The organism is Fulvimarina thalattae (genome assembly GCF_040239565.1).
Lineage (GTDB): Bacteria > Pseudomonadota > Alphaproteobacteria > Rhizobiales > Rhizobiaceae > Fulvimarina.
In genome coordinates this window covers 259005-274283 of sequence record NZ_JBEHWS010000005.1, presented here as the reverse complement: position 1 = coordinate 274283, position 15279 = coordinate 259005, and the positions used below count along the sequence as shown (strand labels likewise).

Genomic DNA, 15279 nt, shown 5'->3' with positions numbered 1-15279 from the left:
TTGTTGGCTGACAGGTAGACGCTGGGGAACACGGATTCAAGCGGACGACATGCCCTGTTTCGGCTCCGACCGAGAACCGTTTTCCAGATTCCCGAGTGCTGCCTCCATCACCGGCTCATCAAGGGTGATGAAATGCGGGCCTTCAGTAAAGAGAAGCGCCGCGCGGACCTGGCGTCCGGGATAGAGCTGCATCACCAGCGCGCGGTAGATCGCAAGCTGGCGGATATAATCTTTCGGGACATCGCCGAGCGTTTGCGGCGCCGGACGATTCGTCTTGTAGTCGACGATGAGGACGTCCGTCTCGGTCACTGCCAGCCGGTCGATTGTGCCGTTGACGGCGTATTCGGTGCGGCCGATGCGGACGGTTCCGGCGATGGCCACCTCGGCGCTGCTTCCTTCGGCGAAGACATGAGCGAAGGCCGGATCGGTCATCAGCTGGTGGACGGAAGCGAGCAAACGGTTGCGATGGGCATCGCCGACCTGGGGGAGGGCGCGCCGTGCATAGGCTTCCGCGACCGGCTCACGGTCATCCGGCGAGAGCGTCGGCAGATGCTGGAGGAGACGATGGACGAGCAGTCCGCGCTGGATGCCGAGCGAGGGCGTGGCTGAAGCCCCGAGGACCGGAGAGACATAGGCAGGCTCATCCTGTCCTTGGGTGGTTTCGATCTCCTCCGGCATCTCTGGATCGGCCTCGTCCGCCTCGAAGGCAGCGCCTGCGGAGGAGGGCGTCAGGGGGCGCGGGGGCGGCACTTCCTCTTCGAGTTTCGATAGATCGAGTTCGCGCGGCATCTGGCCGCGAGCGTCGGCAGGGCGGGCCTGTGTCGGTCCGGTACGGCGGCTTCCGATGCGCCAGCAGAGGGTTTCACCGGCTTCGTTTGTGATTTCTGCGGCGTTCGGAACCAAGGCAGCCTGGACCCGCTCACGCCAAGCCTCATCGCTGGGGCCGCGCGTTCCGGCCATCCCGCAAATGACGAGCCGCTCGGCGGCCCGCGTCATGCCGACATAGAGAAGCCGGCGATATTCCTCCTCGGCGCGCTGCTTCTCGGTCTCGCGCAGCGCCGCGATGGCCGAACTCTCGACCTCTTTCGATGCGCGCCAGAGAAAGCCGGGGGCCTGATCGGCCACGAGGCCGGGCATCTCCTCCCAGCGCATCAGGCGTGAGCCGTGCGAGCCGTGAAAGGGCGCCGAGCCCGGATCGACGAGGAAGACGACCGGCGCTTCGAGACCTTTTGAAGCGTGCGTCGTCATGATGCGCACTTCGCGACGTCCGCCTTCCATCTCGCGCTTGATTTCCGGCGGCGAGGCTTCGAGATCGCTCAGGAAGGCATCGAGGCCGGAGACGCCGGCCATATCCTCGGCAAGGGCGAGATCGAGGAAGGCGTCGATGACGTCGCTCGTATCGCGGCCGAGCCGGGCCATGAGCTTCGCCCGGCCGCCTTCGGGCCCGAGGATGCGGGCGTAGAAGGTGAAGACGGATTCGAAGCCTGTGCGGTTTCTAAGCTCGTCAAGGCGGCCGATGGCGTATTTCGCCTTTTGGAGAAGGCGCTTTGAGTCTTCACCGTCCGGGTACCAGTCGGGAATGCGCCCGGGCCCTTCCTCGCCGCCGAGCTTTCGCAAGCCTGCCGACAGATGTTCGCGCTTGCCGCGCGAAAGAGCGAGCGCCATGAGCTCGTCGTCGGTGAATTCGAAGAGCGGGCTCTTGAGGAGAGCGGCGAGGGAGAGATCGTCCTCGAAGTTTGTTGCCACCCGGCCAAGGGCGACGAGATCCTGAACGGCGATATGCTCGGTGATGGTCAGCCTGTCTGCGCCGGCGACGGAAATATTGCGATCGCGCAGGGCAGCGGCCATGGCCGGGATGAAGTTCGTCCGCTTGCGTACGAGGATCATGACGTCGCCGGCATCGAGTGGCCGAGTCTCGCCCTTATCGACGACAGGATCGCCGATCCATTCCTCGATCTGTTTGGCGATCTGCTGCGCCAGACGATAGGCGGGCGAAGATTTCGGCTCCTCGTCCATTGCGTCGAGCCAGCTCTCCGGCTCTACGGCGCTCTCAGCCCGGATGGTCGGCCAGATCTCGACGAGGCCTTCGCCATCCTGCCGGGCGGAGGTGTGGACCGGCCTCTCGCCGCTCGTCGATAGGCCCTGCCGGTTCTCGGGCGCTTCGAACACCTGATCGACGGCGCCGAGAACGGCTTCCAGCGTACGGAAGGACTGGTTGAGCGAGACCGGCGCGAACTTCAGGCCGGCCTCGTCGGCCTTGGCTTTCACGGCACGCCGTTCGAGATCGAACATATGCGGCGAGGCGCCCTGGAAGGAATAGATCGACTGCTTCTCGTCGCCCACGGCGAAGACAGTGCGGGTGCGGTTGTGCGTGGAGCGACCGACGAAGAATTCGTCGACGAGCTGACGCATCACCTGCCACTGGCGCGGGCTCGTATCCTGCGCTTCGTCGATGAGGATATGGTCGATGCCCTGATCGAGCTTGTAGTGCACCCATGCCGCCGCCTCGGACCGGGTCAGGAGATCGGCGGTGCGAGCGATGAGGTCGGTGAAATCGAGCCGGCCCCGGCGGCGCTTCAGAAGGGCATAGTCGCGTTCCAGCGCATCGGCGATGACAAGCGCGGCGCGGGACGCGCGGAAAAGCCTGAGGGCGGCGAGGCGATCTTCGGCCATTTCAACATAGGCTTGCGCTTCTCCAACGCGATCCGGGAAGTCCGGCAATTCGCCGGTGATTGCTTTCGTCGCGACCGAGGCGCGACGACCACCTGCCTGCGTCATGACGATCTGCTTGAGAATGGCGAGGCGTTCGAGCGGATCGGCGGCAGCCTTCAGGGCAGGCAGCAGGTCGACGAGGCGTTGATCGGTCTTCTTGTCGCTGCGCTCGGCGAGGTGCTGCACAATCTCGCAGTAACTCGGGTCGAAGCCGGGGATGGGGCCGTGCGCTGACAAGATCGCGGGTTCGTCCGCGTTTGGATCAATGCCGAGTGCCTCCGCCATAAAGGAGACTGCGCCTTCGAGACCGCCGCAACTTTCGATGTGGCGGCGGATATCGTCGCGCTTCTGCACGATTTCTCCGAGCAGCCCGTCGAAGCCGAATTCGCCGCCGATTGAAAGCGCTTCGGCGAAGGCTTCGCGCAGTTCGCCGGCGGCTTCTCGCTCTGCCGCGAGCGCCGCAGCGCCCGTGACCAGCCGGCGGCGGACCTCGCCCAGCATGAGGCGGCTTTCGGCATCGTCCAGCACCTCGAAATGGCCTGCGACATTGGCTTCGAGCGGAAACTGGTGGAGGATCGCCTCGCAGAAGGCGTGGATCGTCTGGATCTTCAGTCCGCCCGGTGTTTCCAGGGCTCGGGCAAAGAGCTGGCGCGCCTGGTCGATCCGCTCGGGTTTCGGCGCGCGGCCTTCGAGCTTTGCGATTTCACCGGTAAGGGTTTCACCCTCCATCACTGCCCATGCACTGAGGCGCGCAAAGACGCGGTTCGACATTTCGGCGGCGGCGGCCTTGGTGAAGGTGAGGCAAAGTATTTTCGATGGATCGAAGCCAGCGAGCAGAAGCCGCACCACGCGCTCTGTGAGGACATGGGTCTTTCCGGCGCCGGCATTGGCGGAGACGAAGACCGAGAGGTTCGGATCGGCGGCGATCCTCTGCTGCTGGGCGGTGTAATCGCTGACGGCGAAGCTGCTCATTCGTCCGAGGCTCCCTCGGTCGCGCCGCCAGCGACGGCCCATTCACGGGCGCGCGCCAGATGGTCGTAGGGGCCTGTGAACTCGCCGGCATAGGCCGGGCGGAAGCGAGAGGTGAAGGGCGTATCGGGCTTCTGGAATTTCGCGACGAGGCCCTCGAACTTTGTAATGGCCTTGATCGAGAGGTCCATTGGATCGACGGCCTCTGCCGTTTTCGTCGCGGGCTTGGAGAGACCTTCCGGATAGACCTCGCGCTCGCGAAGTCGGACATAGGTGAGATCGTGGATGCGATCCGTGTCCTTCAGATCCTCGAAACCGCCGCGCAGGGCCATGCCGCCTTCCAGCGGCATCTGCGGCGCAAGAAGGGTGCGCGCCTGGGCGACCGAGGGTGCGGTGCCGGTCTTGAAGTCGATGATCTCGATCGAGCCGTCGGTCATGACGTCGATCCGATCGGCCTTGCCGACCAGTTCGACATTGAGGCCGGTGACCGTGATGCCACCCGAGATTTCGGCGTTTCGGACAGCGACCTTCTCATTGCGACCCCGCTCCCAGTGGAGATAGCCAGCGGCGATCGCCTCCATGCGTGGCCACCAGAAGGCTTCGATTTCGGCCGGCAGCTGCTCGTTGTCAAAGCGGGTGCGGGCAATCTCAATGAGCTGCTCGAGCGCGGTGTCGGCCATCGGATCGAGGCCGTTCTCTACGAAGTCCGAAAGGACAGCGTGGTAGAGGGAACCGCGTTCTGCCGCATCGGGCGAGCGCATCAGCGGGTCGAGCGGTTCGAGCTGAAGGATCTTCGCGGCGTGGATTGCGTAGGGGTCGCGGATCAGCGTCTCGACTTCGGTGACGGAGTAGCGCTTGGGGCGCTTGTCGACAGGCGGCTTGGGCTGAGGCCGTGCGGCTATGTCGGCACGGGGCGCATCTTCCAGGCAGCGGGCGGCATTGAGATAGATCGCGCCACGGTCTTTCAGCTCACGCGTCAGCTTAGGCCCGGCGAGGGCCGACATGCGCTGGAGCCAGCGCGCGGCGATGGTGGGGGCGCCGTCCTGTTTCGTCGAGCGGGTAAGGATGACGCGCCGCGCGCCCATCGCCATCCAGAAGTCGTGGGCCGCGAGGCCGATGCGGCGCTCCGGCGGATCGAGCGCGATGTCCCGGCGCATCATGCGCGACAGGAAGGCGCCACTCTTGGCGCCGGCCGGCCACGTGCCTTCGTTGAGACCGCCGAGGATCGCCGTATCGACGCTCTGGAGGCGGGCTTCGAGCGTGCCCCAGACGAAGGCGCGGGCCGAAAGGCCGCCGCGCGGGCGCACCGTGACGCCGGCCATCAGCGCATCGACGACGTCTTCAAGTTCGCTTGCCGGGAAGTCGAAACCCGTGCGGGGTGCCGAAACGAGGTTTGCGAGGAACTCCTGAAAGGCGCGGCCCGGCTCTTCGGCGTAAAGTTCGCGCGGACGGCTTTTCTCATCGCAGGCAAACGCTTCGAGTACCTGCGCAAGCACGATGGCGTAGTCGGCAAGTTCGCGGGTGTCCTCTCCGCGACGAGCGATCAGCGGGGCGATGGCTGTCTGGAAGGAGTGCGCGAAGATGCGCGCGAGTTCGCGGTCCTCTTCCGAGACGAGCTGTGCCGGGCGCGAGAGACGGACGCGGTCTTCCTTCGCGACTTGGGCCGCCGCTTCGTCTTCGCTCTGTCGCGCTGAGCCGAGGAGTCGTCTGTCGACGATCTCGGCGAGGTTGGCCGCATCGGCGATCTCGACCGAGCCGCGCAGGGCGATGAGTTCGATCGCGCGGGCAGCGCGGCGGGCTTCGGCAGAGGTCATGCCGAGGCGAACGAGCGGATGCTTGAGCAGCGCCAGAAGCGGGATCGGATCACCCGGTGCGAAGGCGGCCGACAGAAGTGTCGAGGCCAGGGTGCCCGGCGCCGTGGTTTTCAAAGGCCGGCCGGCGGAGTCGTTGGCGCGGATGCCGAAACGTTCCAGTTCGATGACGACCCGGCGAGCAAGATTGCGGTCCGGCGTCACGAGGGCGCAGGTGGCCGTCGGATCGGAGAGGGCGTCGCGCATCGCGCATGCGATGGCGAGAGCTTCCTCTCGCGGTTCTGCGGCTTCGATCAATGCGATGTCATCGAGTGCTGCATAGCCGTGTTCCTGCGCGCTTTTGCTCCAGTGCTCCGTCGTTTCGGCCGGTCTCAGAGCATCGGAGAGGAAGCGTTCGCGGGAAAGCAGGCGATCGTCGGTGCTCAGCACGTTCACGCTGTCCCGATCGATCAGCGTACCATCCAGTATCCGCTTCAAACCGTATTGCGGATGACCGGGCGAGGCGATTGCGAGGCTTCGATCTATCGCCGCGAAGGCCTTTTCGTCGAGGTCGTGATCGAGGCCGGGAAGGACGACAGCGCCCTTTTCCATATTCGCGATGACGCGCATCAGCGCGATTGTCTGCGGAGCGGTGGCCGTCGAGCCGGCAAGGATGACGGGGCCGGCGGGCGGATGATTGCGCAGCCGGTTCGCCTCGCTCTTCAGCCAGTCGTTCTTGGCCCGCGCTTCACTGATGCGGCCATCGGCCGCGAGCTGCTCAGGCCAGTGCTGCGTGACGATGGTGAGGAAAGTGAGCGTGAGCCGCCACCACTCTGTAAGTTCCTCCGGTGCAAGATCGCCGAGCTGGGAGAACGGAACACCTTCCGTTTCGATTTCGTCCAGAAGTGCGCCGAGATCGGAGGCGAGATAGAGCGCGTCGGCGGCTGATGCCGGCAGAACCACATCCTCCGATCCGAAGAGTGCCTTCAGCTCGGCCTCGCGTGTCATCGTGCGCCAGCGCCGGACGAGGCGGGCAAGTTCGAGGCGGCGTTCGAGTTCGCCCATGACCGGATCCAGCACCATTGCCGGATCGGCGCCTTGCAGGAGTTCAGCCTCGTCGCCTTCGCCGATCGGCCTGATCTGCGGCAGGATCGCGGCCTTGTCGCCGAGCTTTGCCTGAAACGCGAAGGCGAGCGAGCGAGCAGCGCGCCGGGTCGGCACGTAGATCAGGATATCGGCGAGGGAGAGCGGGTCGCCGTCATATCGATAACCGACATCGAGCTTTCCATCGAGCAGGCTATCGGCGAGCGTCGCAAGAAAGGGGGAGCGGAGCGGAATTGAAAAGAAGTTGGCGCGCATGGCCGGACGGTACGGGCTCGCTCACCGTTTGGAAAGGCAGGCCCGCCGCTTGCTCAAGCCATTCCCTCAGCGCGGGAAACTACCTGTGGAAGACGGTCTTCAACAGGTTGATCTGCTCGCCCACGGGATTGCCGACGGGTCGATCGTCGATGTTTCGCGACACGCCGTAGAGCTCGCGATCAAGGATGGCGATGCGGCGTTCGAGAAGGGTGGCGCGCATCACGAGATCGCGAAATTCGTCCGGAAGGTAGACGTAGCTCTGGTCGGACGGCGTTTCGGCCTCGCCGTTGAGGCGGACCTTGGTCTTTTCCGACTCGACCTGCGCGCGGGTCATGTCGCCCTCGTTGAGGGCGCGCTGAAGCAGAAGCCATGACGCCATCTGCATGAGGCGTGTGGTGAGACGCATGGATTCGGCAGCATAAAGCGTCGAGACGGATTTCGGCAAACCCTTGGAAGCGGTTCGGCCTTCGCCATCGAGATAGCTCGCCGTCTCGTCGACGAGCGCCATGCCTTCATCGAAGATCGGCTGGAACGCGCGGCTGTGGGCCTTGTGTTCGGCGAGGCGCACCGGCGCCGCGGCGTTCGGGCTGTCGTTCGTGCTATGGCTCATGAACTCGAAAGGTGCTCCACTCGCCTGGCATCGTCAATCGTCAGCCGGCCTCAATCACCGCTTGCGAAAATGCCGGGTTAATGGCGCAAACGCAAGAATCCGCTGTTAAGGAGGGTTAATACCTCAAAAGCGCTTGTGGATGAATAGCATGCACCGACGGCGAGCAACAGAGCCGGCCAGCGCAGAAGACGACGCGCGAACAAAAAAAAGAGCCGTCGAAAACGGCTCTCAGGAGTTTCAACAGGGAGGCGTCAAACAAGGCACTCGCAGAGGGCCTCGTCTATCCGGGATCGGCTCAAATGATCCAGTTCCGAACTATCTTGATTAAACACCGTAAACCTTGACCGAGGATTAACGCGCAACCTCCCCATCATCAATTTCTTCACTAAGTGGGCCCGCAGCGGCGAAATGTGGAGGATATCGAATGGCTGAGGCACAAGAGATGCGGATCATCGGGCTGAATGGTTCGGGCGGGCCGGAGGTGCTTGTCACCGAGATGCGCCCGATGCCGGAACCCGGACCCGGCGAGATCCGTGTTGCAGTGGCGGCGGCGGGCGTCAACCGTCCGGATGTGATGCAGCGCATGGGTGTCTATCCGCCGCCGAAGGGCGCGCCGGAATGGCCGGGGCTGGAGGTTGCCGGTGTCGTCGAGAAGCTGGGCGAGGGCGCCTCGCGCTTCGAGATCGGCGATCGAGTCATGGCGCTGGTGGCCGGCGGTGGTTATGCCGAAGCCGTGACGGTTCACGAGACGAACGCGATCCAGGTGCCGGATGGAATGGGCTTCGAGGAAGCCGCGGCTGTTCCCGAAACCTTCTTCACGGTCTGGAGCAATGTCTTCATGCGGGCCGGGCTCAAGAAGGGCGAGGTCTTTCTCGTTCATGGCGGCACGAGCGGGATCGGCACGACGGCGATCCAGATGGCAAAGCATTTTGGGGCCCGCGTCTTCGCGACGGCCGGGAGCGCGGAGAAGTGCGCGGCAGCCGAAAAGCTCGGCGCAGAAAAGTGCTTCAATTACAAGGAGACCGACTTCGTCGAAGCGTTGAAGGAAGCGACCGGCGGTCATGGCGCCGACGTCATACTCGACATGGTCGGCGGCGGTTATGCAAACCGAAACCTCAAATGCGCGGCGGTTGAAGGTCGGATCGTCCAGATCGCCTTCCTGAATGGCCCGAAGGCCGAGATCGACCTCAGTCGGATCATGCTGAAGCGGCTCGTCTTCACCGGATCGACGTTGCGCGCGCGTTCCGTCGAGTTCAAGGCGGATATCGCCCGCGATATCGAGCGTCTCGTGATCCCCCTGCTTGCGAGTGGCAAGGTCGGGCCGGTGATGGAGAAGACGTACCCGCTCGAAGAGGCGGCGGAGGCGCATCGCCATCTCGACGAGGATCATATCGGCAAGATCGTCCTGACGACTGGCCGCGGGGGCTGACGGTTCTCGATCCGCCCGCGCGTAATTTCTGGACAAGCTACTGAGGTGGCCCACCTCATCGCCCAGGACATCACGGCGCCCCGCGGCGCCAAGCATTGGTCAAACGCGTTTCATGATCGATTTTGCGGGCCTCGGGCTCACGGGGAACATCATCCTCTTTTTCGCTTCGGCGGCGGCCATCGGCTATGCCGGAGTGAAGCTTTCGACGATCGCCGACGAACTGGCCGATCGCACAGGGATGGGAGAAGTCGTCGCGGGCGCGCTATTTGTGGGCGTATCGACATCGCTTCCCGGCGCGATCACCTCCGTCTCGACGGCCTATCAGGGGTTTCCGGAGCTTGCGATCGGCAATGCGCTCGGCGGGCTGACCGCACAGACCCTTTTCATCGCGGTCGCCGATCTGTTCTATCGCCGCGCCAATCTGGAGCATGCCGCTGCAACGCCCGTGGCACTGGCGCAGGGCATTCTTCTGAACGCGCTTCTGTGCATGGCCCTTATCGGCTCCGTGACGACGGGCCTCAGCGTGTTCGGGACCCATCCCATCTCCATTCTCCTGCCGATCACCTATATCGGCGGCCTCTTGCTGCTGCGTCAGGTCCGCGCAGAGGACATGTGGTTCGCCAAGCAGACGGACGAGACGCGGGAGGAGGAGTCCGACGCTTCGGAAAGCTACGACAAGCGTTCCGACAAAAAGCTCTGGCTGCTCTTCCTGCTTTACGCCGGGATCACCGCCGTCGCCGGCTATGCGATAGGCGAGGCTTCGATCGCGCTCGTCGAAGTGACCGGAGTCTCACAGACGCTGTTCGGAACGACATTTACCGCCATCGCAAACTCCCTGCCGGAGCTGGTGACGGCGATTGCGGCGGTGCGGATCGGCGCGGTGGGGCTTGCTGTCGGCGATATTATCGGCGGCAATGCCTTCGAAGTGCTGTTTCTGTCGGCTGCCGATTTCGTCTCTGATGAATCGATCTACAAGTCGGCGACAGACGATGACCAGGCGACCGCGCTGTTTGCCATGCTGATGGTGACGCTGATCCTGCTCGGCATGATGAAGCGAGAGAAGAGGGGTTTCCTCAATATCGGTTTCGAGTCGACCGGCGTTTTCCTGCTTTACGGCTTGTCTGTATTGGTGCTGCTGGTTTGAACCGGAGAGGGCGCGGCTCGCTTCGCGCCCATTCGTTTCAAATTTGACGGTTCCGCGTTGTTGCGGCGAGGCGTTCGACGCCTTATAAGACACACCGATTTCCCGGACATCGTGGTGACATCCACAGCCCGCCCCTCCGGAGCGGCGCAAGAGAAGGATTGTATTCGTGGCCCAGCAACTTTTGATGCCCAAAGCGACCGCCGTTTGGCTCGTCGACAACACGTCTTTGTCCTTCGACCAGATCGCCGATTTCTGCTCGATGCATCCGCTCGAGATCAAGGCTATCGCCGACGGCGAAGCGGCTCAGGGGATCAAGGGTCTCGACCCGATCCTCAATGGTCAGCTTTCGCGCGATGATATCGAGCAGGCGGAAAAGAACGGCAAGCTGAAGCTGAAGCTCGCCCCGCCGAAGGTTCGCGTGCCGGAAGCCAAGCGCAAGGCGCCGCGCTATACGCCGGTCTCCAAGCGCCAGGACCGTCCGAACGCCATCCTCTGGCTGGTGCGCAACCATTCCGAGCTCGAAAACGCGGCGATCTCGCGTCTCGTCGGTACGACGAAGAACACGATCGAGGCGATCCGCGAGCGGACCCACTGGAATTCGGCCAATCTCGTGCCGATGGACCCGGTGACCCTCGGCCTTTGCACGCAGATCGATCTTGACCTCGAAGTCGAGAAGGCGACGCGCGGCCTGCCGCCGAAGCCGGAAGATTTGGCCGAGGAAGAGCGTCTGCTCTCGGCCTCCCAGACAGAGAACTGGGTCTCCGCCGGCGCCGGTGCGGGCAAGTCCGACAGCGAGGACGAAGAGCTCGATGCGGCGGCCGTCTTCGCCAAGCTCTCCTCCATGAAGGGCAAGAGCGAGGACGAGGACAGCGACGACCGCTGATCGGTCTTCTCAATACTTCTCTGAGCTGAACTCGAAGGCCGTACCGGATAACCTCGGTGCGGCCTTCGTCTATTTCGAGACGCGTAAGAGCGCGGCCCCCGCGATGGTGACGAAGGTCGAGATGACCTTGGCGAGATCGAGTCTTTCCTTCAGCACGAAGACGCCGATGAGCAGCGCGAAGAGGATCGATGTCTCGCGCAGGGCCGTGACCAGCGCGATCGGCGCCTCGGTGAAGGCCCAGACGACGATGGCATAGGCGAGGAAGGATGCGTTCGCGCCGATGACCAGTGTGCGTCCGGCTTCGCGACGCATGCGCGACAGCGTGCCGGGCGCAAGAATGCGGATCCCGGCGAGGAAGATCAGCGCATTGCCGAGCGAGGCCCAGGCATAGAAAGCGATCGGTTCGCCCGAGAGCCGCGCTCCGGTGCCGTCATTCAATGAGTAGGCGGCGATGAAGCAGCCGGTCGTGATGGCAAAGGCCGTTGCCGCTGGATTGCGAAGGCCCGTCTTGCTGCGCACGAGGCCGAGGCTGACGATCCCCGATCCGATAAGCGCGATCGCAATCATCTCCGGCAACGAGAGCGCGACGCCGAGAAACAAGATCGAGACGAGGGCGACGATGAGCGGCGCAATGCCCCGGGCGATCGGATAGACCTGTGTGAGATCACCGATGCGATAGGACCGCAGAAGGCAATACTGATAGCCGACGTGGAGCCCCATGCTCGCCGCGATATAGGGCCAACTCTCCGGCACGGGCATTGGCAGATAGGCGGCGAGCAGGACGGCGACCGGCACATGGCCCGAGACGATTGCCGCCATCGAGACGAGCTTGTCGCTGCCGCCCTTCGCCATGGCATTCCAGAGCGCATGAAGACAGGCCGCGGCGAGAACGGCGGCAAAGACAACGAGCGACATCAAGATTGATCCGAATGGACGAGGAGGCTTGCACGGGCGAGAAGCTATCCCTCCGTGCGGTGCGTGGCAAATGCCGCTTTGTCATCGATCTTCAGGAAAATCCCAGCTGAGAATTTCCATTTGTATGCTGGTTTGAGCAGGTGCCTTGATCGAGTTTTGCCATCCGCTGCCGCAACCCTAATTCGCTCGCATGACATCCTTTCTGAAGCGCCTGTTCGGCGTTGGCACGAAATCCGAAAATGCGTCCGAGATGCGTGGCGAGCCGGAAGTCTATGAAGGCTTCACGATTACGCCGGCGCCAATGCCGGAGGGCGGCCAGTTTCGTCTGTCCGCCATTATCGAGAAGGAGATCGGCGGCGAGACGAAATCCCACCGGCTCATCCGCGCCGATCTGTTCCCCTCACGCACGGATGCGGAAACCGCGGCGATGATCAAAGCGCGCCGGGTGGTCGACGAGCAGGGCGATGGGGTGTTCGGGTAGACTGTCAGTTTCTGCTCCGAAGCAACTCTTTCAAGACGAGCCCGGTTAGGCGGTGCCCTATGCTTCACGGTGTGTTTCGCTTTGAGCCGAATACCGGTTTGCGTGACGACAGTGAGCGGTCTAAGACGGCGGCCAATTCATAATTTCACCACTAAAGCCAGCCCCGAGTCTCCGCAATGTCCGCCGTTCAGCCCGCCCCGTCGTCTTCAGCGCAAGCCGGAGGGGATGGCATCGAGCCGGTGCCCGAGCGGGAGGTTCGAATTTGGACGCTCCTTGTGCTGGCGCTCATCGTTGGTGTCGTGGCTGGGCTTGGAGCGATTGTCTTCAAGTATCTGATCGCCGTGATCGGAAATCTGGCGTTCTACGGCGTTTTCTCGCTGGAGCTCGAACCGCTGGAATACGGACCGCCCAGCGTCTGGGGAGCGGGGATCATTCTCGTGCCGGTGATCGGCGGGCTGATCGTCGTCTGGCTGGTGCGAAACTTCGCGCCGGAGGCCAAGGGGCACGGCGTGCCGGAGGTGATGTTCGCGATCTACCACAAGCGCGGCAATGTGCGCGGGGTGGTGGCGCTGGTAAAATCGCTCGCGTCGGCAATTTCCATCGGTACCGGAGCATCCGTCGGCCGTGAAGGGCCGATCATTCAGATCGGATCGTCCTTCGGGTCGACCTTCGCGCGATACTTGAACCTCGTTCGGCCGCAGAAAATCACGCTTCTCTCGGCTGGCGCCGGGGCGGGTATTGCCGCAACCTTTAATACGCCTCTGGGTGGGGTGCTGTTTGCCTCCGAAGTGCTGCTGCCGGAAGTCTCGACCCGCACCTTCCTGCCCGTCGTCGTCGCCACGGCTACGAGTACCTATGTCTACCGGCTCGCAATGGGCGTCGAGTCGGCCTTCATGGTGCCGATCGGCGGCCTGCCGGATCAGGCGGTGAATGGCTGGGAGCTGGTGCTCGCGGCCATACTGGGCGTCGTCATCGGGCTTGCGGCCTGGGCTTTCGTGAAGGTGCTCGCCTGGTCGGAGGACGTCTTCGAGCAGTCCAAGCTGAATCCCTATGTGCAGAACGTCCTCGGCATGAGTTTTGTCGGCCTGTCGGGCTATGCGTTCTATCTCGGCACCGGCCAGTATCACGTGATGAGCGTCGGCTATGCGACGATACAGGACATTATCTCGGGCGGTATTCTCTCGGTCGGGCTTCTGCTTCTCCTCTTTGCCGGCAAGCTGTTCGCCACCTGCGTCTCGCTCGGTTCGGGTGCATCGGGCGGGGTGTTTTCGCCCTCGCTCTTCATGGGCGCGACCGTCGGCGGCGCGATCGGCCTTCTCGGCAATATGGTGATCCCGGAAAGCGGGCTGACCGTCGAGACCTTCGCGATCATCGGCATGGGCGCGATGGTGGGCGGGGCGACGAGCGCGGCGATGACCGCCATCGTCATGATCTTCGAGATGACGCGCGACTACGAGATCATCCTGCCGCTCGTGCTGGCCGTCGCGATCGCCATCGGCACGCGGCGCGCGCTGATCACGTCGGACATCTACACGATCAAGCTCAGGGCGCGGGGACGGCCGATCCCGACCGACCGGACGACCAACATGTTCCTCGTCCAGCGGGCGAGCGAGGTGATGGCGACGAACGTGACGGTGCTCCAGCAGAACATGCTGGTCACCGACGCGCTGAAAGAGGTCGAGGTCGACAAGACCCGCGTCATCGTCGCCGACGGCCAGCGTATCGTCGGCTTTGTCCGCTTCGGTACCGTGCCCTACAGGCCGGACCGCTTCGCCAACCAGACGCTCGCTGATATTACCCAGCTCGACTATGTGGTCGTCTCGGCGCGGGACAATCTCAATGCCGTGATCACCCGCATGAATCGCCGGACCCGTTCCACCGCGATCGTCATCGGGCAGACGGCGGGCATTCCGCGCGCCGACGACATCTGCGGGATCATCGCCCGCGAGGAGATCGCGAAGGCCGTTGTGCAGAACCATTACGGCTGATAATCGCCAGCGTCCCCCGAAGATTCACAGGAAGCCGCCATGGCCGAGATCATGATCCTCAATGGGCCGAACCTGAACCTGCTCGGCAAGCGCCAGCCGGAAATCTACGGCTATGAGACTCTGGCCGATGTGGAGCGCGATTGCGCGGCGCTTGCGGGGAAGGCGGGGCACAGCATCCGCTTCCATCAGTCGAACCGCGAATACGAGATCATCGACTGGATTCACGAGGCGCGCGAAACCTCTGCCGCGATCGTCATCAACCCGGCCGCCTTCACCCACACCTCGGTCGCGATCCTCGATGCGCTGAATGCCTTCGAGGGGCTGGTCTTCGAGGTGCACATCTCGAACGTCCACAAGCGCGAGAGCTTCCGTCACCATTCCTATGTGTCGGGCCGGGCGGACGGCGTAATCGCGGGGCTCGGCACCGAGGGCTATCAGGCGGCGGTGCGCCGGGTCTGCTCGCTGCTCGCGAAGTAAAGTCGGGGGCGGGCTATTCGGGCGTTGCGCCGCGGTCTCGAATTGCATTGAGGCCCGCGCGAAGGGCGTCGGCATCGGGCGTGGAAAGCCACCCTTCGATCTCGGCCTGGGTCGTCTCCCAGATCGGTGCCGCTTCTGCCAGCAGCGACAGGCCATTTGCCGTCAGGATCAGCCGGCGGGCGCGGCGATCCTTTTCGTCCGGCCGCACTTCCACCAGCCCGCGCCGCTCCAGCGGCTTGAGGTTCGCCGTCAGCGTGGTGCGATCCATGCCGAGAAGCGTGGAGACAGAACCGAGCGTCGGCGGCTCCGGCCGGTTGAGCGACATCAGCAGCGAGAACTGACCGCTTTTCAGATCAAGATGTTGGAACGCCTGGTCGAACCGGCGCGCGATCGCCCGCGCCGCGCGTTGGGTATGCAGGCAGAGGCAATGCTCCCGCACATGCAGGGTCGTCCGAAATGGCACTTCACGGGCGATCTCGTTTTGTTGATTCGGGTCCGCCTTTGACATTCCGCTATTATGTT

Annotated in this window: 11 protein-coding genes; 6 read left to right on the top strand and 5 right to left on the bottom strand. The window is 63.5% G+C overall.

Annotated features, from left to right (window positions below; genetic code table 11):
• Nucleotides 1-36: 36 nt before the first annotated feature.
• The 3 genes from addA to rcdA all read right to left on the bottom strand — a co-directional run bounded on the left by addA (nt 37) and on the right by rcdA (nt 7440).
• Entirely contained in the window at nt 37-3684 is a 3648-nt protein-coding gene (gene addA, locus ABRA89_RS09215) for a double-strand break repair helicase AddA (RefSeq protein WP_349941169.1), read from the bottom strand.
• Nucleotides 3681-6830: a double-strand break repair protein AddB gene (addB, locus tag ABRA89_RS09210; protein ID WP_349941168.1), complete on the bottom strand. Its 3150-nt coding sequence runs from the start codon at nt 6828-6830 to the stop codon at nt 3681-3683. The genes addA and addB overlap by 4 nt, the downstream gene beginning before the upstream one ends.
• Before the next feature lie 79 nt (nt 6831-6909).
• Nucleotides 6910-7440 (bottom strand): protease adaptor protein RcdA, encoded by a 531-nt coding sequence (rcdA, locus tag ABRA89_RS09205; protein WP_349941167.1) that lies wholly within the window; start codon nt 7438-7440, stop codon nt 6910-6912.
• A gap of 424 nt (nt 7441-7864) precedes the next feature.
• Between rcdA and ABRA89_RS09200 the strand changes: the two genes are divergently transcribed.
• The 3 genes from ABRA89_RS09200 (at nt 7865) to ABRA89_RS09190 (ending at nt 10896) form a co-directional block, all read left to right on the top strand.
• Nucleotides 7865-8869, top strand: coding sequence for an NAD(P)H-quinone oxidoreductase (locus tag ABRA89_RS09200; RefSeq protein ID WP_349941166.1), 1005 nt, complete (start codon nt 7865-7867; stop codon nt 8867-8869).
• 112 nt (nt 8870-8981) lie between these two features.
• Nucleotides 8982-10013 carry a sodium:calcium antiporter gene (locus ABRA89_RS09195; protein WP_349941165.1) on the top strand — a complete coding sequence of 344 codons (1032 nt, stop codon included), beginning with the start codon at nt 8982-8984 and terminating at the stop codon, nt 10011-10013.
• A 166-nt stretch (nt 10014-10179) separates the two neighbouring features.
• Nucleotides 10180-10896, top strand: coding sequence for a DUF1013 domain-containing protein (locus ABRA89_RS09190; RefSeq protein WP_349941164.1), 717 nt, complete (start codon nt 10180-10182; stop codon nt 10894-10896).
• Between the two features lie 69 nt (nt 10897-10965).
• Here ABRA89_RS09190 and ABRA89_RS09185 read toward each other — a convergent pair whose 3' ends face one another.
• A complete protein-coding gene (locus ABRA89_RS09185) occupies nt 10966-11811 on the bottom strand; it encodes a DMT family transporter (protein WP_349941163.1) in 846 nt (281 codons plus the stop codon).
• A gap of 190 nt (nt 11812-12001) precedes the next feature.
• On the opposite strand from ABRA89_RS09185, the gene ABRA89_RS09180 reads away from it, so the two are divergent.
• From ABRA89_RS09180 to aroQ, 3 genes are all read left to right on the top strand, one after another.
• Nucleotides 12002-12292, top strand: a complete 291-nt coding sequence (locus ABRA89_RS09180; protein ID WP_349941162.1) for an HlyU family transcriptional regulator — start codon at nt 12002-12004, stop codon at nt 12290-12292.
• Nucleotides 12293-12468: 176 nt separating this feature from the next.
• Nucleotides 12469-14280 carry a chloride channel protein gene (locus ABRA89_RS09175; protein WP_349941161.1) on the top strand — a complete coding sequence of 604 codons (1812 nt, stop codon included), beginning with the start codon at nt 12469-12471 and terminating at the stop codon, nt 14278-14280.
• Between the two features lie 39 nt (nt 14281-14319).
• Nucleotides 14320-14757 carry a type II 3-dehydroquinate dehydratase gene (gene aroQ, locus ABRA89_RS09170; RefSeq protein WP_349941160.1) on the top strand — a complete coding sequence of 146 codons (438 nt, stop codon included), beginning with the start codon at nt 14320-14322 and terminating at the stop codon, nt 14755-14757.
• A gap of 13 nt (nt 14758-14770) precedes the next feature.
• On the opposite strand, the gene ABRA89_RS09165 is transcribed toward aroQ, so the two are convergent.
• Nucleotides 14771-15265 carry a MarR family winged helix-turn-helix transcriptional regulator gene (locus ABRA89_RS09165; protein WP_349941159.1) on the bottom strand — a complete coding sequence of 165 codons (495 nt, stop codon included), beginning with the start codon at nt 15263-15265 and terminating at the stop codon, nt 14771-14773.
• Between the last annotated feature and the right edge of the window lie 14 nt (nt 15266-15279).